Here is a 21,820-nt window from a genome sequence, read left to right as displayed (position 1 = left end):
CGAGCATCCGCCCCAAACGGCGGGCCGTCTGTGAACTATTGCGCATCGGATGGACAGAATGGAGAGATGCAGGAGAATCCAGGACCTCAATTTCCGTACGGTGCTCCGCCCCCCGGGTACCCGTATCCGCCGCAGCCGCCGTCCTGGTTCCTGCCCGCTCCGCATGGGGCCCGTTTCGACCACCTGGCCAGGAACGCCGCCGCCCGGGTGTGGCGGTCGGTCGTCGGCACGCTCGTCATCGCCGTCGGGTTCGTGGCGATCGGCATCGTGGTCGTGTTCGGGTCCGTCACCCTGGCGGAGATCTTCGGCCTCCCGTGGCCGGTCGACCGCTTCACCGGGCTGCCGTTGGGCACGCCTTTCGGCCTGGCCATGACGTTGTTGTCCATCGCGCCCGTGCTCCTGCTCGTGCTCGGCACGGCGGCGCTGCTCCAGCGGCGCAGGCCGGGGACGCTCTCGTCGGTGGCCGGGCGGCTGCGCTGGTCGTGGCTGGTGCCCTGCGCCCTGCTGGCCGTGCTGGCGCTGGCACTCGGGCAGGGCGCCCAATGGCTGGCGCTGACGTCCGCCGGGCTGGACGCGCAGACGTTCGGCTGGGCCGGGTGGCAGGCGTTCCTGCCCCTGATCGTGGTGATCCTGCTGCTGGTGCCGTTCCAGGCGGCGGCCGAGGAGTACGTCTTCCGCGGCTGGTTCATGCAGGCACTCGGGGCGCACCTACGCAGTCCGATTTGGGGCATCGTCATCGGGTCGGCGCTGTTCGCGTCGTTGCACGGCTACTCGTGGGCGGGGCTGCTCGACGTGTTCGCGTTCGGGGCGGTGATGGCGTGGCTGTCGGTGCGTACCGGAGGGCTGGAGGCGGCGATCTCGCTGCACGTCGTCAACAACGTGGTGGCCTTCGGGATCAGCGCCGCCGCGGGCAACCTGCAGGACGCGCTGGATCAGGGGAAGGTGCCGGTGCCGTGGCAGGCGTTGACGGGAACCGTGGTGCAGCTCGGGGTGTATGCGTTTGGTGTGATGTATCTAGCCAAAAAGCAGTCAATTAGCACCACTTCGCAATAAATCAGGCAGGAGGTGCGGGGAATCTCGCTAGAGAGGTCTCGCTATTCCGGCTCAATCATGCTGGTCTGGATGCTGTCAGGGACGGCGAGGGCTCTGCCCGGACCTTCCTGGAACGCTCCGCGAACGCGGCCGAGATCTCCCCCCGAGATCTACCTGTACGACGAGCTCGACTAGGAGGTACGGCGCGTGGCCTCCGGCCCCAGCGAACCGCCACGGCGACCGCCGGAAGACGACGACCCGCGTGCCGAGGGCACGTCAGGACACCATCCCCCCACCGACCCCAGGGCCCCCGTCGAAGAGCCCAGGATCAGCCATTCGCCACCGGGCCCCACCGACGACCGGGCCAGGGGGTTACCGCTGAGCTCTCCGTGGGGCATGCCGCCGTTCGCCGCCCCCATCCCGGACGACACGCCGCAGGAACCGCCCAAGGGACGCAGGCCGTACAGCTCGCCGACGGCCGAGCCCGAGGCCGAACCGCGACGGCGGCCCCGCCGCGTGGTCAACCGGCCCGACAAGCTCGTCGCCGGAGGCCCGCTCGGCACCGCACCTCAGGCCGGTGAACAGGCGGCCGTCACATGGGCGCAGGAACAGTTCGGCGAGCAGGTCCCCGAGCCCCGGCCCCCCGAGCCTCAGGCGCCCGAACCCCAGGACCCCGAGGAGGCGGAGCCCCAGGTCCCCGAGCCCCGCGCTCCCGAGCCGTCCGACGGTGACTCCGATGGCGACGAGGAGCGGCGGCTGCCGCCGTACCGGCTGGTCTATCCCCTCCCGGACGGCGAGCCCGAGCCCGGCGACGAGGACGACCTGGACGGCGAGCCAGAGGTGCGCCGCGTCGGACGGCCCCCGGCGGGCCGCCCCACCAGGCCCGACCTGCTGGTCGCCACCGGTCAGCCGGGCCAGCAGGGTTCGGGCGGACGCCACCACAGGGGCCCTGCCCCCGCCGCCGTACGCAGGGCCGGCCCCGTGCGCGGAGGCAGCAGGCCCGCCCCGATGGTGCTGACCGTGGCGGCGGCCCTCCTGGTGGCCACCGGCGTGCTCGTCTGGCAGTGGAACGCCGCGGAGACGCCCGGCCTGAGCCTGGCGGCGGGCACCGGCCGTTCCGGGGACGAGTTGTTCACGGTCCCCGCCGCGGGCGAGGGCGTCGACCAGAAGCTCAACGACATGACGTCGGTGGGCAAGGCGGTGGTGGCGGTCGGGAGCGACACGACGAGTCCGACCCCGCGCCCGCTCTTCCTGTTCTCGCCCGACGGGGGCGAGAACTGGCGGCTCGGCCAGGTCGACGGCGCGTCCACGCCCACCGTCCGGCGCGTGGTCGGCGGCGACGGCCGGTGGCTGGCCAGCGGCGGCGACGAGACGTCCGGCGAGCGCGGCCTGTGGACCAGCACCGACGGGTTCACCTGGACGGTCGTGCCGGAGTCGGGGCTGGCCGCGTTCCGTGCCGGTGACCACATCGAGGACATCGCGCGGACGGGCTCGGGGTTCGTCGCGGTCGGCCGTACGACGGGGGCCGACGGCGGCACCGGCCCGGCGGCCTGGCACTCGGCCGACGGCCGGACCTGGGCGCGTGTGGAGACCAGGGGGCTGGAAGTACGGGAGCTGAGGGCCGTGGTCGCGAAGGGCGACACGGTCGTGGCCATCGGAGTACCCGCGATCGGCGAGGGATCGCGGGTGCTGCGCTCGGCCAACGGCGGCCGTGCATGGCGGGCGACCGGCTTCCAGCTCCCCGAGGCGATCGACCCGCGGGCCGGGACGGTGGCCGTGCTGCCCAAGCAGTTCGTGCTGGTGCCGGCGCGGCAGCGCACGCCGGAAGGGGACGTACGCGTCTACTGCTCGCCGACGGGCGCGCAGTGGTCGCAGTGCGGCTCGATCCGCGGACTCGACGCCGGGAGCCGCGGCGTCGAGTCGCTGATCTCCTACTCCTCGGGCATCGCCGCGATTACACAGGCCGGCTTCGGCAAATACTCCGTGCTGACCAGCACCGACGGGCGCGGCTGGGACAAGCGGGCCGACCTCGGCGACCTGACCGGCGCGACGCTGCGCGGGTTCACGATCTCCGCGGGCGGCACCCTGTTCGCCGGTGGCGACCAGGCGGTCTCCGACGTCGACAACCAGCCCGTGCTCATGGCCGCGCCCCCGCGCGGCGACGCCTCGCGCGTGCCGCTCGGCGAGATCGAGGGCCTGACCAGGATGGCCCGCGAGACGAACGCGCTGGCGGTCTCCGGCGGCCGGTACGTGGCCGTCGGCTCGGCCTCCGGCGACGCCGGCCTGTGGACGATCAAGAACTGGCAGAGCTGGAAGTCCATGAGCCTGGGCGGCCCAGGCAAGCAGTCCCTGGAGGACGTGGCCCACGGCGCCCGCGGCTGGCTGGCCGTCGGCGGCACCGAGACGAACGTCTCCGTCACCGATCCCCTCCTCGTCACCTCCCAGGACGGCGAGACCTGGAAACGCGTGAACGCCACGGGCGACCTGACCCGCCCCGCGGATCGTCCGTACCTGCGGGCCCACGTGGTGACGGCGGGCAAGGAGGGTTACGTGGTGGCCGGCGAGTGGCGTGACCAGGCGGGCACGACCGGCGCCGCCCTGTGGTTCACCCCCGACACGCGCAAGTACACCAGGTCGGAGCGGCTGCCCCAGGGCGGCTCCGGCGTACGCGTCCACGACGCGGTCGCCGCCGGTGACGGCTACGTGGCCGTGGGCGGCGCGGGCGACGCCGACAGGGAGAAGACCGTGGTGTGGCACTCCACGGACGGCGTGAACTGGAGCGCCCGCGACCCCGTGACACCTCCGGGCGCCACCGCGGCCGGGCTCCGCCGGATCACCTCCTACCAGGGCAAGCTGGTGGCCATCGGCACGGCGCTGGCGGACGGGGCGCGGCGCGCGTTCGCGGCCGTCTCCGACGACGAGGGCGAGTCCTGGGAGACGGCCTGGCTGCCGGCGGACCGGGCGGCGGCGGTGTACGACCTGGCGGCGGCCGGCGAGGGGCTGGTCGCGGTCGGCTGGCACGGCGAGCCGGGCGAAGGCGACAGCGCGGCCTGGACCTCGCAGGACGGGCTGTCGTGGAACCGCATGGAGCTGACCAAGGACCGCCTGGCGGGCCAGGGGACGCAGTGGTTGTCGGCCGTGGCCGCGGCGGGGGCGGAGGTGGTGGCGCTCGGCCGGTCCACGACGTACAACGCCGATCATCTGATCCTGTGGACCTCCAGCCTGACGTCCAGCAGGTGACCGACGGGATCAGCCCGGCGGGATCAGTCCGGCGGGGTCAGTCCGTGGGGTCAGTCCGGTGGGAGCAGCTCCCATGCGGCCAGCGCCTCCAGCAGGCCGTCGGACAGCGGCAGCCGGGCCAGCTCGGCCAGGTCGCACCAGCGCACGTCGGCGGCGTCGTCGCCGGGCCTGGGCACCCCGTCCGTCACGGTGGCGAGGTAGTCGCGGATCACGTACGTGACCCCGCCCGGCCCCGGCCGGTCCACCGTGCCGGCCAGGCGTCCCACCGCCACGCGCAGCCCGGTCTCCTCCAGCACCTCGCGGCGCACCCCGGCCTCGTCCGTCTCGCCGGGCTCCAGGCGTCCGCCGGGGACGGACCACAGCCCCATCCCCGGTGGACGTCCGCGTTTGACGAGCAGGAGCCGGTCAGAGGCGTCGAAAATGATCGCGCCCACACAATTTACGCGCACATGACCAAGATTACGACGAGATAACGAGTACCGGCCTTGACGGGGCAGTCCCGGAGAAAGCACCGTGGGTAGTTGTGAGAGCGGCTCCAACCTGCCCGCGGTGTTTTGGCCCGCTTCACGGGCCGAGCGCCTGGTCAAGCGCGTTTCGATGTGCTGCGCACGGTGACGTCCTGCCGTACCAGCCTCCGTGGCCGCCGACCGGCACCGCGCTGGAGGCGATACGCAAGAACTCCGTCGTGCCCGTGTGGCTGCCGTGGCCGCTGCCCGCCGGCTGGCTGGTGACCGGTTTCGGCGAGGTGGGCGACCAGCGTACGGGCGCCCGCGCCAGCCTGGTGGCGCTGACGGGGCCGTCGCTGATGGAGGGGCCGGCCGATCTGGTCATCATCGCCGAGGAGCCGGGCATCGGGCTGGGCGCGGCCTTCGCGGGGCTCGACGGCCCCGACCCCGGCGAGGGTTTCGACGCGGGCCCGCCGAACGCCAAGATCGCGGTGCTCGGCCATCCCACCGCGCTGTGGTGCGTGGACGGCCAGGATGACCGGGCGGTCTACGCGGGCGAGGCCATGGGCAACTGGCTGTGGGCGATCGCCTGGCCGGCCGACGCGGGCTGCGTGATCGCGCTGGCAGAGTTGTCGCTGCTGGACGTCCGTGATCATGACCTGGATGTACCGTTCGGGGCGTTCTCCCCCAGACTCGAGGATTAGGACGGGCGAACGCGATTCGCTCTGTCCTGCGGACGGGCTAGAGTTCGGAGACGTGACAGCGCGTATCGAGCGAGTGGTGACCGAGGGTGTCGTGACCATCGACGGCACCGAGCAGAAGGTCGAGAACAACACGTGGATCGTGGGCGACGACGAGGAAGTCATCGTCGTCGACCCGGCGCGTGACGCCGAAAAGATCCTGGAGCAGGTGGGCGAGCGGGAGGTGCTGGCCGTCATCTGCACGGCGGGCCTGCCCGACCACGTCGCCGCGGCCATCGAGGTGGCCAGCCGCGACGAGGCCGTGGTGGCCCTGCACCCGAAGGACAAGCCCCTGTGGCGGGAGACCTGGCGGGAGACCTGGCCCGACATCGACATGGAGGACGACGGCATCTTCGAGGTGGCCGAGGTCCAGCTCGATGTCATGGAGACCCCCGGGGTCACGCCCGGCGGCGTCTCGCTCTACTGCGAGGCGCTCTCGGCCGTGTTCACCGGCAAGGCCCTGCAGGCCGACGGCCCCGGCAAGCTGGCCGGCGAATACCCGGCCCTCGCCGACCAGCTCACCTCCATCGGCGGGCGGCTGTTCACGCTCCCCGGCGACACGCGGGTGCTGGCCGCGCACGGTGACGAGGTCACGGTCGGCGACCTGGAGCCGCACTTCGACGCCTGGGTGTCCGGTTCGCTGACCCGCGTCGACACCGACGGCGACGGCGACGACACCCCGCTGACCGACGGCACCAGGATCTCCGGGATCAAGCTCGGCCCGGGCGACGAGTGAGGCGGCGCCGGCGGCACCTGACGGCCCGGCCGGTCCCGCGTATCCAGCCGGTCCCGCACGCCCGGCAGGCCACCCGTGCACGGGGCGAGGCCGGATGAGCGCGGTGCCGGGCCAGCTCCCGCTGGAAGGGATGCCGCGGCGGCTCTATCCGTGCACGCCGTCGCGGTTGAACACCTGGCTCGACTGCCGCCGCCGCTACCGGTTCACCTACCTCGACCGGCCGCAGCCCACCAAGGGGCCCGCCTGGGCGCACAACAGCGTGGGCGCGAGCGTGCACAACGCGCTGGCCGGGTGGTGGCGGGAGCCGTACGAGCGCCGCACCCCGCTGACGGCGGCCATCCTGCTGACGAACGGGTGGATCACCGAGGGGTTCAGGGACGCCGACCAGTCGGGGCAGTGGCTGGGCCGCGCCCGTGACCTCGTGTCGGGCTATGTCTCGACCCTCGATCCGTCCGACGACCCGGTCGGCGTCGAGCGCACGGTCGCCACGCGTACCAAGGTCATCGCCGTGTCCGGCCGCATCGACCGGCTCGACCGGCGCGGCGACGAGCTGGTCGTGGTCGACTACAAGACCGGCCGCCGCCCGCTCACCCAGGACGACGCCCGCTCCTCGCTGGCCCTGGCGATCTACGCCGTCTCGGCCTCGACCATGATGCGCACCCCCTGCCGTACGGTCGAGCTGCACCACCTGCCCACCGGCGAGATCGTCGAGTGGCGGCACACCGACGAGTCGCTCGGCCGCCACCTGAGCCGGGCGGAAGACCTGGCCATGGAGGCCGCGGCGGCCGACGACCGCTACCGCGAGGCCGTGGCGGCGCCGCCGGGCGCGCGGCGCGGTACGAGGGAGCGGCAGGCGGAGGGCGCGCGCAGGGCCGGGGGAGAGCGGCAGCTCGCCGGGCCCGCGCAGGTGCCCGCCGAGATCGACGAGCTGTTCGCGCCGAGTCCGGGCCCCATCTGCTCCTGGTGCGACTTCCGCAGGCACTGTCCGGAGGGGCAGGCGGCGGGGCCCGAGCGCCACCCGTGGGACGGCCTGGCCGAGTAATGGGCAGGGGCGTGGGGCGATTACCGGCGGCGGTGGCGCTGGGGTCGCTGTTCAACCCCCTGAACTCGTCCATGATCGCCGTCGCGCTGGCCCACGTCGAGGCCGAGTTCCACGTCGGCGTCGCGGCCGTGACCTGGCTGGCCGCGGGCTTCTACCTGACCGGCATCCTGGCGCCGCCCCTGATGGGCGTGCTGGCGGACCGGTTCGGGCCGCGGCTGGTGTTCTGCTCCGGGCTGGTGACGATGGCGGTCACCGGGGTGCTGGCGGCGCTCGCGCCGTCGTATCCGGCGCTGGTGGGGGTGCGGCTGCTGCAGGCGTTCGGGAGCTGCGCGACGATGCCCGCGGGTATGGCGATCATCCAGGCCGCGATGCCGGGCGACGACGGCAGGCCGCCGCCCCGCGTGATCGCGACGATCTCGATGGTGCTCACCGGCAGCGCCGCGCTCGGCCCGGTGCTCAGCGGGTTCCTGGTCTCGCTGTGGGGATGGCGGGCGATCTTCCTGGTCAACGTGCCGCTCGCGGCCGTCGCCCTGGTCGTGGCGCTGCGCTGGCTGCCCCGGGTGCGCGTGGACGCCGCCCGCGCGGCGGCGCTGCCCCGGCCGCGGGCCGGGCTGCTGGCCACCTGCGGGCAGTTCGCGCTCACCAACGTGGCCTTCTACGTCGCCTTCTTCGCGGTGCCGCTGTGGGCGCAGCGCACGGCTGGAGCGCCCGCGCACGTCGCCGGGCTGCTCGTGCTGCCGCTGGCCGGGCTGGGGATCGTCATGACGCCCGTCGCGGTGGCGCTGGTCGCGCGGTTCGGGTCGCGTACGGTGCTGGTCGCGGGGGCGGCGCTGCTGCTCGGCGGCTCCCTCACGATGCTCGCGGCCGGGTCCGTGGCGGCCGGGTCCGTGGCGGCGGGGTCTGTCGCGGCCGGGTCTGTCGCGCTCGTGCTGGCGGCGTCGGCGCTGCTCGGGGTGGCGGCGGCGCTCGGCCAGTTCACGCTGAACTCGCTGGTCTTCGTGCACGCCGACCGGCGCGACACGGGTGCCGCGGTGGGCGTGTTCCAGGCGTCCAGGTATGTGGGCGCCGCCACCGCCTCCGCCCTGCTGGGCGCGCTGTTCGACCGTACCGGGCTGACCGGCGGCGGCTGGATGATGACGGGCGTGTCGGTGGTCGTGCTGGCCGGGGCGGCGCTGCTGCCGGTCAGGCGGGGGCCTTCGGCCAGCGACGGGGATCGGTCAGGCCCTTGAGCCCGCTGCTCACGTCGTAGCCCGCCGCGCTCAGCCGTTCTCTGGAAGACTGGAGCATCTCCCTGGTGGCGGGCATGAAGGCACGGTCGTGCACGGGCTCGGGCAACGCGTTCATGCCGAACCTGAACGCCTTCAGCGCCGCCGTGACCCCCGCCTGAGGGATCTCGGGCAGAGCGCGGTACATCCGCCGGGCCCAGCCGGGCAGCGTGTAGTAGCACAGCGCCCCGAAGGGGAGGTAGACGGGCTTGCCCGGCGACAGCATCCGCAGCTCGCGCGGCAGCCGGGGCCACAGCAGGAAGCGCACGGCCGAGGCCGCCTCCGGTGTCACCCGCAGGCTCGGGCGCATCCGCTTGAAGTAGGCGTCCAGCTCGGCGCGCGAGCCGGGCACGTCGTCGAGGTGCAGGCCCACGTACGTGGCGCTCCTGCGCTGCTCGTGCAGGTAGCGGTCGGCCTGGCGCCCGGTGAGCCCGAGCCCGCCGCGCCTGGCCACCTCCAGGTACGACGACACCTCCGCGCAGTGCACCCAAAGCAGCAGCTCGGGGTCGTCCACCCGGTGCGTACGGCCGGTGGCGTGATCGCGCACGCGCAGCGCCCGGTGGATGCCCCGGACGCGCCGGCCGATCTCGTCGGCCTCCCGAGGGCTGCCGAACGTCACCCGCCCCACGAAGTCGGCCGTGCGGCGCAGCCGTCCGAACGGGTCCTCCTGGAAGCCCGAGTTCTGCCAGACGCCGAGCATGGCCAGCGGGTGCAGCGCCTGCAGCATGAGGCCGCGCACGCCGCCGACCCACATCGACCGGTCGATGTGAACCAGCCAGGTCACGCTCTGCGGCGGCTGGACGACGAGTTCTTCGCTGGCCGTCATGGTAAGTACAGAATTACAGGATATTGGATCGGGTGTCCAAATAGTGCTGCTCTGCGGTGTTCCAGAAGCGCACCAGGGCCGCCGCGGTCGTCTCAGGGGCCTCCACGGCGGGGGAGTGGACGGCGCCGGGCACGACCACGCAGTCCGCCCCGAGTCTGGCGGCCATCTCCGACTGCGCCTCGGGCGGCCAGCCGTCGTCGTGCTCGCCGTACAGCACGAGCGTGGGCACCTCGACCTGGCGCAGCTCGTCGGTACGGTCGTGCATGGACAGCACCTGCTCGGCCATCCGCGCCAGCCCCGTCGGGGAGTTGGCCAGCAGGCGCTTGTGCAGGAACTCCATGATGTCGTCGGACACGTCGTTGGCCAGCGCCTCGGGCTCGAACCGGGTGTGCCACACGTGCTCCAGACCCCGCGCGGGCACCTCTTCCATGATCTTCTTGCCGTTGCGTGCCCGGCGGCCCTCGATCGCGCCAGGGCCCGAGCTCATCAGCGTGAACGACGCGAACCTCGTACGCCCGTCGATGGCCGCCTCCCTGGCCACGAGCCCGCCGAACGAGTGGCCCACGAGATGGACGGGGTCGCCGCCGCCGATGACCTGGGCGAGCTGGTCGACGTCGGAGCCGAGGGCGGCACAGGTGTAGGCGGCCGGGTCGTCGGGGCCGGGGGTCTCGTACTGGCCGCGCAGGTCGATGGCCACGACCCGGCGGCCCGACTGGGCCAAGGTCATCAGGACCGCGATGAAGTCCTCCTTGCTGCCCGTCAGCCCGGGGACCAGGAGCGCGGGCCAGCGCTCAACCACACCACTGACCGGAATCGCCGCCAGGGCCGCGAACGTGCCCTGCGGCGTCTCGATCTTCTGTGGTGCAACGCCAGGAGGCAGGTCGAGGAATCGCGGCGTACTCACGTGGGGCAACAATACCCAGAGGTCAGCGCCTCGACACCGGCATGACCAGGACACCGGTGCGAGTTCGGGGGAGTTGCGAGGTATGCGGGCTCTCCGATCGCGCCCGTCCTCGCCGGTGGCGCGGGGCTCCTTGCGGTCTCCACACGCTCCTGGAGGGCTCTGAGCGGCCCCCTGAGCCGTCCGCCGGGCCTCGGAGCGGTCGAAGGTGGGGTGGCGGGCTGTGGGGCCGCGAGAGAGACGCTGACGGCCCGCAGGCTCAACGCAGGCTCAAACGCAGGGTCAGCGCAGGGTCAACGCGGGTTGCTCAGGGCATGTGCGCGGGCTGGCACGCGAGCGGATCGGCACGTGGGCGGGCTGGCGTACGGGCGGGGTGGCGTGCGGGCGGGGTGGCGTGCGGGCTCACCGCATGCGACAGGCGCGCACCCCCGTTCACTCGGGGTGCGCGCCTCCTGACGTGCCTCAGCGCCTGGGCCGGGCTCAGCCCACGCGGCGGCGGTTGCCGCCGCCGCCACGGGACTGACGGCGCTGCTGCTTGCGTTCGGTCGCGGCCGACGGCGCGATGTCGTCGTCGTCGGAGGCCAGGTCCGGCGACTGGAAGATCACCGAGAACGGGCTGGCCGGGATGATCCGCTCCGGCTCCCTGCGCGCCGGCGGCGGTGGCGGCGTGTTCAGGAAACTCGGCTGGGGCTCCGGCTGCGCGACCGGCCGCTCCACCACTGGAGCCTCCGCGCGCTCGACGGGTGTCACGACGGGCGTCGCGGCGGGTGCCACGACGGGTGCCACGGCGGGCGTCGCGATGGGCTCCGTCTCCGTGGCGGTGACCCGGCGTGCGCGTACGCGCCTCACCGGAGCCTCCACGGCCTCCGCCTCGGAGACCTCGGCCACGGGCCGGCGGGTGCGGGCCCGCTTGACCGGCGTCTCCGGAGCCTCGGCGAGCGCCTGCTCGATGGCGGAGGAGGCGGCCCCCCTCCGCGTACGGGCGCGCCTCGGCTCGGCGGCCGCCTGGATCTCGTCAGTGGTGAAGATCGCCGGAGTCTCCTCCGCCTGGGCATCCACGAGCTCGACCTCCGGTCTCTCGACGGGTGCGGACTCCGCCAGCTCCCTGCCACCGCGGGTGCGGCGGCGCTGGCGCGGCGTGCGGGCGGGGCGTTCCTCGCGCTCGTCACGGCGGCGGCCGCGGGTGCGGACGCGTCCGGTCTCGCCGAGATCCTCGATGCGCTCCGCGGACAGCCCCGCGCGCGAACGGTTCGCGTGCGGCAGAACGCCCTTGGTGCCCTCGGGGATGGCGAGTTCGGAGTAGACGTGCGGCGAGGTGGAGTAGGTCTCCTCGGGCTCGGTGAACTCGAGCCCGAGCATCTGGTTGATCATCTTCCAGCGGGTCAGCTCCTCCCACTCCACGAACGTGACCGCGATGCCCGTGCGCCCGGCCCGGCCGGTGCGGCCGATTCGGTGCACGTAGGTCTTGTCGTCGGTGGGGCAGTCGTAGTTGACCACGTGGGTGACGTCGTCGATGTCGATGCCGCGGGCGGCCACGTCGGTGGCCACCAGCACGTCGATCTTGCCGTTGCGGAACGCGCGCAGCGCCTGCTCGCGCTGGCCCTGGCCGAGGTCGCCGTGGACGGCCGCGACCGCGAAACCGCGCGTGTCGAGCTGCTCGGCGACCATGTCGCAGGCCCGCTTGGTCTCGCAGAAGACCATGGTGAGCCCGCGGCCGTCGGCCTGCAGCATCCGCGCGAGGATCTCGATCTTGTCCATCCGGTGGGTGCGCCACACGATCTGGCGCACCTGCGGCGTGGCCTCGCCCTCGCCGCTCTCCAGCTCCGCGCGTACGTGGGTCGGACGGTTGAGGTATTTGCGCGACAGCGCGACGATCTCGCCCGGCATGGTCGCCGAGAACAACATCGTCTGCCGCTGCGCGGGGATCAGCTTGAAGATGCGCTCGATGTCGGGAAGGAAGCCCAGGTCGAGCATGCGGTCGGCCTCGTCGAGCACGAGGCTGGTGACCTGGCTCAGGTCGAGGTGCTTCTGCTTGACGAGGTCGAGCAGACGGCCAGGGGTGCCGACGATCACGTCGACCCCGGCCTTGACGGCCTCGATCTGCGGCTCGTACGCGCGACCGCCGTACACGGTGAGGACCCGGGAACCGAGCTTGCCGGCGGCGGTGACCAGGTCTTCGCTGACCTGTACGGCCAGTTCGCGGGTCGGCACGACGACCAGCCCGCGGGGCTTCTTGCGGTTCTTGCGCGGCTTGCCGATGCTCTGCAGCATCGCGATGCCGAACGCGTAGGTCTTGCCCGTGCCGGTGCGCGCCTGGCCGATCAGGTCTTGGCCGGTCAGGGCGAGCGGAAGAGCCATCTCCTGGATGGGGAACGGTGTGATGATGCCCTCGGTCTCAAGGGCATCGGCGATCTCTGGTGTGACTCCGAGGTCTCGGAAAGTCGTCAGCGTGGCCTGCCTCAGTCTCAAATGAAGGCGGGCCTGTCGGGACCGACGGGCGGAATGCAGCCCCGTGTCGTGGGTCCTCGCGGTAGAGCCAGCCCTCTCGCGTCATTAGCGACCGCGAACCCGGGGAATCGGGGGGTAATCGGGGGATTCCCCCGAATTTACACAGTGCGGTCGCACTTTCACAGAGCAGTGTACTCGATACCACAACGCTGGCCGAGCTTGCGTATGTTCCCGAAGATTCGCCGAAGTACGCTGCCTTCCATGAAGGAGTCTCCTGGAGTCGTCGACCTGCTCGGTGTGCTGGCCTACGCGGAGCTCAGCGCGTACGCGCGCATGACGGAGGACGCGGCCACGCTGGCGCCCTCGCTCGCCGACCGCGCGGCGCTGAGCGAACTGGCCATCACCGAGTACGCCCACTTCCGCCTCCTGCGCGACCGGCTGACCGAGTTGGGGGCCGATCCCGACGGGGCGATGGCGCCGTTCGTGTCCGCGCTGGACGCCTGGCACGGCCAGACCCGGCCGGCCGACTGGCTGCAGGCGCTGGTCAAGACGTACGTGGGTGATGGCATCGCGCTCGACTTCTACCGCGAGGCGGCCCGGCACCTCGATCCCTCGATCGTCAAGCTCGTCGATGAGGTGCTGGTGGACGAGGAGCGTTCGAAGTTCGCGGTCGAGCAGGTCAGGGCGGGCATCGAGGCCCAGCCGACGGCCGCGGGGAAGCTGGCGCTGTGGGCGCGGCGGCTGGTCGGCGAGGCGCTCAGCCAGGGGCAGCAGGTCGCCTCGGTACGGCCCGACCTGGCGTTGTTGCTGATGGAGTCGCTGGGGGAGGGGCAGACCGACATTTCCCGGCTGTTCGCGAAACTGACCGAGGCCCACAACAAACGCATGGCCGCGATGGGCCTCTGACGCCCCCAGCCGTCGTGGCATACGCGACAGACCGGTCGGCCAGGTATGTCCGGCAGATCGCCCTGGCGGGTCGGGTGGTGGAGGCCGCCCTTGGCGGTGAGGCCGCTCTGCCGGGTCGGGCGGTCGGCCGGTCTGGGCGGTGGGGTCGCTCTGGCGCGTTTGGGTGGTGAGGCCGCTCCGGGTAGTGGGTCGGTCTGGCGGGGCGGGTGGTGGGTGGTCTGGTCGGGCGGGTGGTGAGGTCGGTCTGGCGTATCGGGGGCGCGTGGGCGGCGCGGGCGGTAACGTGCGGACATGAGGGCCTCGCGCCGCTACGGCAGTTCCTTGACCAGATGCAGGCCGAATCGCTGGACCCCGCGTGCCGTGTTGCGACGGGAGGGCGCGGGTTGTCCGGCCGCCGAGCCGGGGCGGGAATGCGCCCCGCGGCCCCGGCGGCCACGTGGTTGTCAGCTCGGCAGAGCGCCCGCCCGGGGCTGAGGCCGGGCGGGGGCTGGCGAAGGGGTACGGCCCGCGAGCCGTGCCCCCGTCGATGGACCGGCCGACGAAGTGGCTGGTGAAGTGGCTGGTGAACGGGCAGGTGAGCGGCTAGAGCGTGCCGCCGAAGCCGACCGGCCGGGCCTCGTCTTCGCCGATCTCGATGAACCCGAGCGCGGCCACCGGCACCACGACCCGCCTGCCCTTGACATCGGTCAGCGCGAACACACCGCCGCGGTCGGCCGACAGGGCGTTTCTGATCTCCTCTTCGACCTGCTCGGCGGAGAGGTCGGTCTCGACAACGAGTTCGCGGTGTACGGAGCGTACGCCGATCTTGATTTCCATCGTGGCTCCCTAGTCGACGGGGCTGGCTCAATCCCATCGTGGCCGCTCGCACCCCCGGAGGGCGCGGCTGATCGCGCCCAGCGAACGGGTTAAGCCGTACGCGGAAAACCGCTGATGCCCCGCCAGGCGAGCCGGGCCATGAGTTGCTCGGCCGCGTCCTTGGGGATCGAGCCGTTCGTGGTGACCCAGTAGCGGGCGCTCACCTCCGCCATGCCCACCAGGCCGACGCCGAGCAGGTGCGCCTCATCGCTGGTGCACCCGGTGTCCTCCTGGATCAGCTCGCTGACCATCTCCGCGCACTCGCGCAGCGAACGCTCCACCCGCTGCCGCACCGGCGCGACGTTACGCAGATCGGACTCGAAGACCAGCCGGAACGCCTCGCCCTGGCTGGAGACGAAGTCGAAGAACGCGCTGAACGTGGCCTGCACGCGCAGCTTGTTCTCGTGCGTGGAGGCCAGCGCCTCCCTGCAGCGGTTGACCATGTCGTCGACGTGCAGGTCGAGCAGCGCCAGGTAGAGCTCGAGCTTGCCGGGGAAGTGCTGGTAGAGCACCGGCTTGCTCACCCCGGCCCGGTCGGCGATCTCGTCCATGGCGGCCGCGTGATAGCCGTTCTCCACGAACACCTCCTGCGCGGCGCTCAGGAGCTGCCGGCGTCGGGCCAGGCGGGGCAGCCGGGTGCCCCGGGGCTTGGCATCCGGGGTTGCGGTCACGCGGGTCTCCATTGGTTTCTCGGCGAACGGTGCGGACATCCTACGTGCGGGCAGGCGGACGGGCGGGCCGCGCCGTGGCGGCGGCGGTCTGCGACGGGCCTCCTTCGCGCAGGTCGGAGCCGCCGGGCCGGCTCAGCGGTAGTCCTCTTCGTCGAGGTCGACCACGCGGTCCTGGTCGGCCCCGTCGGCCGGGTCGACGTCAAGCGGAAGTTCGCGGCGCAGCCGCCCCACGCTCTGGAGCAGCTCCCTGTGCTGCTCGGCGGCGTCGGCCTCGGGCGTCTCGATCGACAGCTCCTCCTCGTCTTCGAGGTAAGGGCTCTCGTCCCCGCGAATGTCCATCTCCGACATCTTCGGCCCCCTCTCAGTGCGGACGGAACCAGCCTACGCCCGGCCGAAAAGGTCGCCGCGCTTCTCCACTCTGGCGAGTACGTCGGGCGCGGTGAACACCAGGTCTTCAGCGTGTTCGCAGCCCTCGACCTCCGCCCACGTCAGCGGGGTGGAGACCGTGGGCCGCTCCCCGGCCCGCAGGGAGTAGGGCGCCACGGTGGTCTTGGCCGGGTTGTTCTGACTCCAGTCGATGAACACCTTGCCGGACCGCGCCTTCTTCGCCATCACGCTGACGACCTGCCGGGGGTGCTCCTTCTCCAGGCGCTGGGCCAGCCTCCTGGCGTACGCGGAGGGCTCTTCGCGGCCGTCCCAGTCCGCGTAGAGCTGCATGCCCTTGCTGCCGCTGGTCTTCGGCCTGGCCACGAGACCCTCACTCTCCAGCGCCTGGCGCAGCATGAGCGCCACCCGCGTGCACTCGACGATCGTCGCGGGCGGCCCGGGGTCGAGGTCGAAGACGAGCGTGTCGGGCGGCAGCGCCCGCCCGTCGTCGTCCACCCGCCACTGGGGGACGTGCAGTTCGAGTGCGGCGAGGTTGGCGTAGTAGACGAGTGTGGGCAGGTCGTCCACGACGGCGAAGTCGATGGTCTCGCGGTTCTTGGTGCTGCCGGGCACGGGCAGGCTGACGCGCCGGACCCAGCCGGGCGTGTGGTCGGGGGCGTTCTTCTCGAAGAAGAACTGGCCGGCGACGCCGTTGGGGTAACGCTTGACGGTCAGGGGCCGGCCGCGCAGGTGCGGCAGCAGCACGGGCGCGACGCGGCTGTAGTAGTCGATGACCTCGGCCTTGGTGAAGCCGAAGTCGGGATAGAGGACCTTGTCCAGGTTGCTCAGGGTCAGGTCTCGCCCGTCCACCCTGACCGGCACCTTCATCGCGTCACCTCCGAGGGGAGTTTATCGGGGCGCAGGCCACGCCACACAGGGTGGCGCAGGCGCTGCTCGCCGGTCCACATCGTGTAGGCCACCTCCCCGACCAGCTCCGGCCTGACCCAGCGGTTGCGCCACGGGACGTCGTTCGCGAACGGGCTGCGCGGGATCTCCAGCGGCAGCAGGGTCTCGTGGAGCGTCTCCAGCACGGTGTCGGTGAACCCGGTGCCGACGTGCCCGACGTACGTCAGGCCCTCGTCCGTGAACACCCCCATGACCAGCGAGCCGATCCCATCCGCGCGCCGTCCCTTGCCGGGCTTCCAGCCGCCGATCACGACCTCCCTCGTGGACAGGTTCTTGACCTTGATCCACCAGGGGGAGCGCGTTCCCGCCCGGTAGGGGGAGTCGAGCCGCTTGGCGACCACGCCTTCGAGGCCCTGCTCGTACGTGGCGGCGAGCAGGTCGGAGTCGCCGGGGAAGTACGGGGGCGCGCCGATGTCCAGCTCGTCGAGCAGCGCCCGGCGGTCGCGGTAGGACAGGTCGAACAGCGGCAGGCCGTCGAGGTAGAGCAGGTCGAACGGCAGGTACGTGATCGGGTACAGCTTCAGCACGGCCGGTTCTGGGTCGGTCAGGTGCATGCGGTGCTGGAGCCGTTCGAAGCTGGGACGGCCCTGGGGGTCGAGGACCACGACCTCGCCGTCGATGATCGCGCTCTTAACCCCGAAACCCGAAATTTCCGGATAACGACGGGTGTACTCCACTCCGTGTCTCCCCGTCACTCTCATCCCCCCGTCAAGATGGAGGAGGGCGCGGATGCCGTCCCACTTGACCTCGAGACCGTACCGGTCGCGGTCGGAGGGTAGTTCCCCCGCTACGGCCAGCATCGGTTCGATGGGGTATGGCATTGGTTGCCCCATGACGGGTATGTGCCCATTGGTGTGCAGTTGAGAGCTGAGGAGTGACCATGCGCAGCATCTGGAAAGGTGCGATCTCTTTTGGGCTGGTCACCATCCCCGTCAAGCTCTACTCCGCGACCGAGCAGAAGGACGTCACGTTCCACCAGGTCCACCGCGCGGACGGCGGCAGGATCCGCTACAAGCGGGTGTGCACGCAGGACGGCGAAGAGGTGCCGTACTCCGACATCGCCAAGGGCTACGAGCTGGCCTCCGGCGAGATGGTTGTGCTCACCGACGAGGACTTCGAGGACCTGCCGCTGAGCACGTCGCGGCGGATCGACGTGTTGCAGTTCACTCCCGCCGAGCAGATCGACCCCATCTACTTCGCCAAGTCCTACTACCTGGAGCCCGACGCGCAGGGGGCGAAGCCGTACGTGCTGCTGCGCAACGCCCTGGAGAGCTCGGGCCAGGTGGCGGTCGTCAAGGTCGCGCTGCGCCAGCGCGAGTCGCTGGCGACGCTGCGGGTCAGGGACGGCGTCTTCGTCCTGGAGACCATGCTCTGGCCGGACGAGATCCGCAGGCCCGACTTCGCCTTCCTCGACGAGGACATCGAAGTACGCGCCCAGGAGCTGAAGATGGCCGAGTCCTTGATCACCACCATGGAGTCGGACTTCGACCCGAGCGAGCACCGCGACGCCTACCGCGAGGCGTTGCAGCAGGTGATCGAGGCGAAGGTGGCGGGCAAGGAGGTCGTCGCGGCCCGCGAGGAGGAAGTGGCCAAGCCCGCCGTGGACCTGATGGCCGCGCTGAGGGCCAGCGTCGAGGCGGCCAAGCGCGAGCGCGCGGGCGGCGGCGAAGCGGCCAGGCCGAAGCGGGCGGCAGGGAAGTCCGCCAAGGACACCTCCAAGGAAGCGGCGGAGGAACCCGAGAAGGAGCCGGCCAAGGCCGAGGAGAAGGCCCCGGCCAAGCGCAAGACGCGTAAGTCCGCGTAGGGCTTCCTCCTGATGGCCCTGTAGGGCTCTTGTGGTCGTTTCGGCGGCCGTCTGCGATGCGCGGGCGGCCGTCGAGTCGTTTCCCGGGCACCGCTGACAGACCCTGTCGTGCCCTTCGTCCCCTTTGCATGTCGATGGCCCGGCCGGGTGTGTGCGCGTGGGCCGCTGCGGGCGGCGGCGGGTTCGCCGTGCCCGGGGCCGGGACGATCTACGAGGTTTCGCGGTGGTGCGCTGCGGGCCGTCGCCGTCGGGGTCAATGCGGCCCCGGTAAGCCATTCTCGGCCCGCTCTCCCGTCCGTTCGTGGAAACGAGGGCCGACCCTGTCGTCGCTGCGAGGGTGGGGTGTCTGTGCCGAGCGGCCAAAAAGGACATATCAGGATAATTCGTGCTATTTCATTGGATAAATGTTTAATGCAAGCAATAAGATTGTTAATGCAGAGCAAAATGGAGTCGTAGCCGTTTGCCCGCCGATCCGCCGGAAATGACACTTCGTGGATGACCCTTCGGGGGGCGTCCAGGGCTGTTTCCTGAGTAATCCGGAAACGTCGATTACGGGGCAATCGATCCTTTAGGGGGAAAACGCAATGCCCAAGCTCAAGAGTGTTCTCGCAGGTCTCGCCGTCGGCACCGCGCTGACCGGTGGAGCGGTCGCGGTTGGCGCCACCACCACTGCCGCCAGCGCTGCCACCCAGGTCGGCGCCGGCACGTCCTTCGTCGCCGGGCCCGGCTGCTGGGGTTCGCGCCGTTGCGGCGGCGGCTGGGGTCGGCACCACAACCAGCGGGTGAGGGTGCACGTCTTCAACGACAACATCAACAACAACCGCGACCACCGTTTCCACGACTTCCGTAACCTCGAGCGCCGCGACCACCGCCACCGCCGTGACCACGACCACCGTGACCACCACCACTACCAGCCGGCGGAGGCTGCGGACACCGTTCGATGACATCGCCGTTATCGGCGAGGTGGGGGATTCTTCCTCTCCGCGTCTTCATGGCAGTTATTCAGCGAGGGCTCTTCCGGTGCAGGCCGGGGGCCCTCGCTTCGTTGTGTTGTGGCATTCGGCGACGGTCAGAGTCTTGTGTGAGGAATGACTGTCCAATAGAGGGCAAAATCGGACAATGCTCGTTAGTTGGTCTTTGAGTGGGATATATCCCTAGTACGGATGAATTGCTAGTTATCATCCGCGAACGGGGCAATCGATCCTTTAGGGGGAAACCGCAATGCCCAAGCTCAAGACTGTTGTGGCCGGCCTCACCATCAGCACCGCCCTGACGGGTGGCGTGGTCGCGGTCGGTGCCACCACCACCACCGCCGCCAGCGCCGCCACCCAGATCGGCGCCGGTACGTCCGTCCTCGCGGGGAACTGCTGGGGCTGGCGTCGCTGCGGCCGTGGCTGGGGGTGGAACCGCGGGCACCGGCACCACAACAAGGTCCGGGTCATCGTCCACAACAACAACATCAACAACAACCGGAACGATCACCGCTTCCGTCACCACGACCGTGACTTCCGTCACCACCACCACGACCACGACCACGACGAGTGGTAAGTCGTTCGCTGCTGTCTGAGCGCGCGGTGCATGCGCCGCGCCCGCGAGGAGTCCGCCAGGGCTGACGAGCCCATCCGGCGATGACCCCAGGCACACGCGTCGAGTGCCCGTATTCACGGGGCCGGCGTCCGTCACCCTCATAGAGGACGGGCGTTACGCCACCGAATGAATACGGGCACTCGATGTTTTTGCGTACCCGGGGATGGACGGCTTGGTGACACGTCGCCGCATGAGGCGGCAGGTTCAGCCGGTCGGGCGCAGCAGGACGCGGGGTGCGGGGTGCGGGGTGCGGGGAGGGGTGGGACCGGTCAGCGGCTCTGTCCCTCAACTCGGGTCCCGGCGGGGGAGCCGGGGAGCGGTGGGGCGGGGGGCACAGGGCCAGGGCGGCGTCGGCCGATCGGCGGTGGTGGTGCGGGCGTGCGGGCCGGTTGTGGGCGACGGGCGGTGAGGGCGGGCCGGTGAAGGGCCAGTCCGACTGCGCGGCAGGGCCGCCGCCTCGCGGGAGGCCGAGTTCGAGCAGGTGTACCGGGTGGAGCGCTGCTGGTGGCGACTGCGGTGTCGCGGGGAGCGGTCAGGGGAGCGCGGCGCTCGAGGTGGAGGTGGGGAGCGAGGTTCTGTGGGGTTTCGAGCGGGGGGAGAGGTTCTGCGGGAGCTTCGAGCAGGGGTGTCATGGAGGCGGGCGGAACAGGCTGAGTGCCCGTGTCCGGTGGGCGGACGTCCGTCCTCGACGTGGAGGACGGACGTCGCTTTCCCCGTGAACACGGGCACTCAGTGAGTACGGCTGGAGTTCATCGCGTTGGCGGACTCGTCAGCCTGGAGGTTTTACCACTGGTCACCATCGTGGTGGAAGTCACGATCGTGGTGGCGGAAGTCGCGCCGATCACGGAAGTCGTGCCGGTTGTCGTGGCGGTTGTTGTTGTGGTTCTCGTTGATGATGATGATGCGGATCCGGCCGATGCCGTGATGACGGCCGCGGCCCCAGCCGCCGCCGCAGCGACGCGTACCCCAGCAGCCGTGTCCGGCGACGAAGGACGTCCCGGCGCCGACCTGGGTGGCGGCGCTTGCGCTGGCGGTGGTGGTGGCGGCGCCTGCGGCGACCGCACCACCGGTCAGTGCGGTGCTGAAGGCGAGACCTGCGATAACACTCTTGATCTTGGGCATTGCGGTTTCCCCCTAAAGGATCGATTGCCCCGTTTGTGGATGACGACTAGCAATTCATCCACACAAGGAATATTCCCACCCAAAGCCTAACTAACGAGTATTGTCCAGTTTTGCCCGGCACAAGACATTCTTGTGGCATGGCGCATGGGGGCCACCGGATAAGGGCCTGGATGTCAGATCGTCCACATGCGAAAAGCCCGGCACGCGAATGACCGGGGATACGACGAAGTGAGGGCTCCCCGGCGGTTGCCGGAAGAGCCCTCACCAGAATTGCCCTGGAGACGAGGAGAAATGAACCTCAGGTCGAGCCGCGAGCGAAAAGCGGACCGTCCTCGAGAACTCCCTGCACCATCAATGCGCGATCACTTTTAGCGGTGATCGTGGTGGCGGTGGTGATCGATGTGGCGGTGGTGGTCGCGGTGAAGACGGATGTGGCGGTGGTGCTCGCGGGGCGTGTTGTTGTTGTGGTTGCGGTTGCGAACCACGACGCAGATCTCGCCGTGACGACGACCCCAGCCGCCGCCGCCGCGCCGGCACTGCCGGTTGCCGCCCCAGCCCCAGCCGTCACCCCGGCCAAAGCCGACGCCGTCGTTGAAGCCGCCGTCGTTGAAGCCGCCGAAGCCGCCGTCGTTGAAGCCGCCCCAGCCGCCGAAGCCGCCGTCGAAGTCGCCGTCGTCGCCGAAGTCGTCGCTCGTGATGACGGACGTGGCGGTCTTGACCGGGGTGGTGGCGCTGGCCGGGGCCGCGGCCACCACGCCGCCGGTCATCGCCGTGCTGATGGCGAAGCCTGCGATAACACTCTTGAGCATGGGCATTGTCTTTTCCCCCTAAAGGATCGATTGCCCCGTTCTCGGCGTTTCCGAATTA

The 21,820-nt window shown here is 70.8% G+C and carries 21 protein-coding genes; 10 read left to right on the top strand and 11 right to left on the bottom strand.

Going from position 1 to position 21,820, the window contains the following annotated elements; all coding sequences use genetic code 11:
- The first annotated feature begins 66 nt into the window (after positions 1-66).
- Together ACZ6S0_RS25395 and ACZ6S0_RS25390 are read left to right on the top strand one after the other, a co-directional pair.
- Positions 67-1,053, top strand: coding sequence for a lysostaphin resistance A-like protein (locus tag ACZ6S0_RS25395; RefSeq protein ID WP_465921811.1), 987 nt, complete (start codon positions 67-69; stop codon positions 1,051-1,053).
- 186 nt (positions 1,054-1,239) lie between these two features.
- Positions 1,240-4,272 carry a WD40/YVTN/BNR-like repeat-containing protein gene (locus tag ACZ6S0_RS25390; RefSeq protein ID WP_465921810.1) on the top strand — a complete coding sequence of 1,011 codons (3,033 nt, stop codon included), beginning with the start codon at positions 1,240-1,242 and terminating at the stop codon, positions 4,270-4,272.
- Positions 4,273-4,322: 50 nt separating this feature from the next.
- On the opposite strand, the gene ACZ6S0_RS25385 is transcribed toward ACZ6S0_RS25390, so the two are convergent.
- Positions 4,323-4,706 (bottom strand): NUDIX hydrolase, encoded by a 384-nt coding sequence (locus tag ACZ6S0_RS25385; RefSeq protein ID WP_465921809.1) that lies wholly within the window; start codon positions 4,704-4,706, stop codon positions 4,323-4,325.
- An 89-nt stretch (positions 4,707-4,795) separates the two neighbouring features.
- Between ACZ6S0_RS25385 and ACZ6S0_RS25380 the strand changes: the two genes are divergently transcribed.
- The 4 genes from ACZ6S0_RS25380 (at position 4,796) to ACZ6S0_RS25365 (ending at position 8,465) form a co-directional block, all read left to right on the top strand.
- Positions 4,796-5,422, top strand: a complete 627-nt coding sequence (locus ACZ6S0_RS25380) for a DUF6758 family protein (protein ID WP_344883835.1) — start codon at positions 4,796-4,798, stop codon at positions 5,420-5,422.
- 52 nt (positions 5,423-5,474) lie between these two features.
- Complete coding sequence (locus ACZ6S0_RS25375; RefSeq protein WP_465921808.1) at positions 5,475-6,194, top strand: MBL fold metallo-hydrolase; 720 nt, start codon at positions 5,475-5,477, stop codon at positions 6,192-6,194.
- 94 nt (positions 6,195-6,288) lie between these two features.
- On the top strand, positions 6,289-7,236 hold the full coding sequence (locus ACZ6S0_RS25370; RefSeq protein ID WP_465921807.1) for a RecB family exonuclease: 948 nt from the start codon (positions 6,289-6,291) through the stop codon (positions 7,234-7,236).
- 11 nt (positions 7,237-7,247) lie between these two features.
- Positions 7,248-8,465 (top strand): MFS transporter, encoded by a 1,218-nt coding sequence (locus tag ACZ6S0_RS25365; RefSeq protein WP_465921806.1) that lies wholly within the window; start codon positions 7,248-7,250, stop codon positions 8,463-8,465.
- Here ACZ6S0_RS25365 and ACZ6S0_RS25360 read toward each other — a convergent pair.
- From ACZ6S0_RS25360 to ACZ6S0_RS25350, 3 genes are all read right to left on the bottom strand, one after another.
- Positions 8,419-9,327, bottom strand: a complete 909-nt coding sequence (locus ACZ6S0_RS25360; RefSeq protein WP_465921805.1) for an oxygenase MpaB family protein — start codon at positions 9,325-9,327, stop codon at positions 8,419-8,421. The genes ACZ6S0_RS25365 and ACZ6S0_RS25360 overlap by 47 nt on opposite strands.
- A gap of 13 nt (positions 9,328-9,340) precedes the next feature.
- Entirely contained in the window at positions 9,341-10,231 is an 891-nt protein-coding gene (locus ACZ6S0_RS25355) for an alpha/beta fold hydrolase (protein ID WP_465921804.1), read from the bottom strand.
- A gap of 477 nt (positions 10,232-10,708) precedes the next feature.
- Positions 10,709-12,586 (bottom strand): DEAD/DEAH box helicase, encoded by a 1,878-nt coding sequence (locus tag ACZ6S0_RS25350; protein WP_465921803.1) that lies wholly within the window; start codon positions 12,584-12,586, stop codon positions 10,709-10,711.
- A gap of 351 nt (positions 12,587-12,937) precedes the next feature.
- Between ACZ6S0_RS25350 and ACZ6S0_RS25345 the strand changes: the two genes are divergently transcribed.
- Positions 12,938-13,582 (top strand): ferritin-like fold-containing protein, encoded by a 645-nt coding sequence (locus ACZ6S0_RS25345; RefSeq protein WP_344883814.1) that lies wholly within the window; start codon positions 12,938-12,940, stop codon positions 13,580-13,582.
- Positions 13,583-14,164: 582 nt separating this feature from the next.
- Here ACZ6S0_RS25345 and ACZ6S0_RS25340 read toward each other — a convergent pair.
- The 5 genes from ACZ6S0_RS25340 to ligD (ACZ6S0_RS25320) form a co-directional block, all read right to left on the bottom strand.
- Positions 14,165-14,398 carry a DUF3107 domain-containing protein gene (locus ACZ6S0_RS25340; protein WP_465921802.1) on the bottom strand — a complete coding sequence of 78 codons (234 nt, stop codon included), beginning with the start codon at positions 14,396-14,398 and terminating at the stop codon, positions 14,165-14,167.
- 89 nt (positions 14,399-14,487) lie between these two features.
- Positions 14,488-15,108 (bottom strand): TetR/AcrR family transcriptional regulator, encoded by a 621-nt coding sequence (locus ACZ6S0_RS25335; protein ID WP_465921801.1) that lies wholly within the window; start codon positions 15,106-15,108, stop codon positions 14,488-14,490.
- Positions 15,109-15,240: 132 nt separating this feature from the next.
- Positions 15,241-15,447, bottom strand: coding sequence for a hypothetical protein (locus tag ACZ6S0_RS25330; protein WP_465921800.1), 207 nt, complete (start codon positions 15,445-15,447; stop codon positions 15,241-15,243).
- Between the two features lie 42 nt (positions 15,448-15,489).
- Positions 15,490-16,362, bottom strand: coding sequence for a non-homologous end-joining DNA ligase (gene ligD, locus ACZ6S0_RS25325; RefSeq protein ID WP_465921799.1), 873 nt, complete (start codon positions 16,360-16,362; stop codon positions 15,490-15,492).
- A complete protein-coding gene (ligD, locus tag ACZ6S0_RS25320) occupies positions 16,359-17,261 on the bottom strand; it encodes a non-homologous end-joining DNA ligase (RefSeq protein ID WP_465921798.1) in 903 nt (300 codons plus the stop codon). Before ligD (ACZ6S0_RS25320) ends, ligD (ACZ6S0_RS25325) begins: the two co-directional genes overlap by 4 nt.
- A 59-nt stretch (positions 17,262-17,320) precedes the next feature.
- Here ligD (ACZ6S0_RS25320) and ku point away from each other — a divergent pair, with 59 nt between their 5' ends.
- From ku to ACZ6S0_RS25305, 3 genes are all read left to right on the top strand, one after another.
- Positions 17,321-18,244, top strand: a complete 924-nt coding sequence (gene ku, locus ACZ6S0_RS25315) for a non-homologous end joining protein Ku (protein WP_465921797.1) — start codon at positions 17,321-17,323, stop codon at positions 18,242-18,244.
- 584 nt (positions 18,245-18,828) lie between these two features.
- Positions 18,829-19,188, top strand: coding sequence for a hypothetical protein (locus ACZ6S0_RS25310; RefSeq protein ID WP_465921796.1), 360 nt, complete (start codon positions 18,829-18,831; stop codon positions 19,186-19,188).
- Between the two features lie 277 nt (positions 19,189-19,465).
- Positions 19,466-19,792, top strand: a complete 327-nt coding sequence (locus ACZ6S0_RS25305; protein WP_465921795.1) for a hypothetical protein — start codon at positions 19,466-19,468, stop codon at positions 19,790-19,792.
- 822 nt (positions 19,793-20,614) lie between these two features.
- Here ACZ6S0_RS25305 and ACZ6S0_RS25300 read toward each other — a convergent pair.
- Together ACZ6S0_RS25300 and ACZ6S0_RS25295 are read right to left on the bottom strand one after the other, a co-directional pair.
- A complete protein-coding gene (locus ACZ6S0_RS25300) occupies positions 20,615-20,953 on the bottom strand; it encodes a hypothetical protein (RefSeq protein WP_465921794.1) in 339 nt (112 codons plus the stop codon).
- A 368-nt stretch (positions 20,954-21,321) separates the two neighbouring features.
- Entirely contained in the window at positions 21,322-21,762 is a 441-nt protein-coding gene (locus tag ACZ6S0_RS25295) for a hypothetical protein (RefSeq protein ID WP_465921793.1), read from the bottom strand.
- Positions 21,763-21,820 lie beyond the last annotated feature (58 nt).

This window comes from Nonomuraea sp. NPDC051298 (assembly GCF_055586305.1).
This window is presented reverse-complemented; position numbering and strand designations above follow the sequence as displayed.

Coding starts and splice junctions, on each gene's coding strand:
- ACZ6S0_RS25395 (WP_465921811.1), top strand. CDS start 67: ATGCAGGAGAATCCAGGACCTCAATTTCCGTACGGTGCTCCGCCCCCC.
- ACZ6S0_RS25370 (WP_465921807.1), top strand. CDS start 6,289: ATGAGCGCGGTGCCGGGCCAGCTCCCGCTGGAAGGGATGCCGCGGCGG.
- ACZ6S0_RS25360 (WP_465921805.1), bottom strand. CDS start 9,327: ATGACGGCCAGCGAAGAACTCGTCGTCCAGCCGCCGCAGAGCGTGACC.
- ACZ6S0_RS25350 (WP_465921803.1), bottom strand. CDS start 12,586: ATGGCTCTTCCGCTCGCCCTGACCGGCCAAGACCTGATCGGCCAGGCG.
- ACZ6S0_RS25345 (WP_344883814.1), top strand. CDS start 12,938: ATGAAGGAGTCTCCTGGAGTCGTCGACCTGCTCGGTGTGCTGGCCTAC.
- ACZ6S0_RS25340 (WP_465921802.1), bottom strand. CDS start 14,398: ATGGAAATCAAGATCGGCGTACGCTCCGTACACCGCGAACTCGTTGTC.
- ACZ6S0_RS25330 (WP_465921800.1), bottom strand. CDS start 15,447: ATGGACATTCGCGGGGACGAGAGCCCTTACCTCGAAGACGAGGAGGAG.
- ligD (WP_465921799.1), bottom strand. CDS start 16,362: ATGAAGGTGCCGGTCAGGGTGGACGGGCGAGACCTGACCCTGAGCAAC.
- ligD (WP_465921798.1), bottom strand. CDS start 17,261: ATGCCATACCCCATCGAACCGATGCTGGCCGTAGCGGGGGAACTACCC.
- ku (WP_465921797.1), top strand. CDS start 17,321: ATGCGCAGCATCTGGAAAGGTGCGATCTCTTTTGGGCTGGTCACCATC.
- ACZ6S0_RS25310 (WP_465921796.1), top strand. CDS start 18,829: ATGCCCAAGCTCAAGAGTGTTCTCGCAGGTCTCGCCGTCGGCACCGCG.
- ACZ6S0_RS25305 (WP_465921795.1), top strand. CDS start 19,466: ATGCCCAAGCTCAAGACTGTTGTGGCCGGCCTCACCATCAGCACCGCC.
- ACZ6S0_RS25300 (WP_465921794.1), bottom strand. CDS start 20,953: ATGCCCAAGATCAAGAGTGTTATCGCAGGTCTCGCCTTCAGCACCGCA.
- ACZ6S0_RS25295 (WP_465921793.1), bottom strand. CDS start 21,762: ATGCTCAAGAGTGTTATCGCAGGCTTCGCCATCAGCACGGCGATGACC.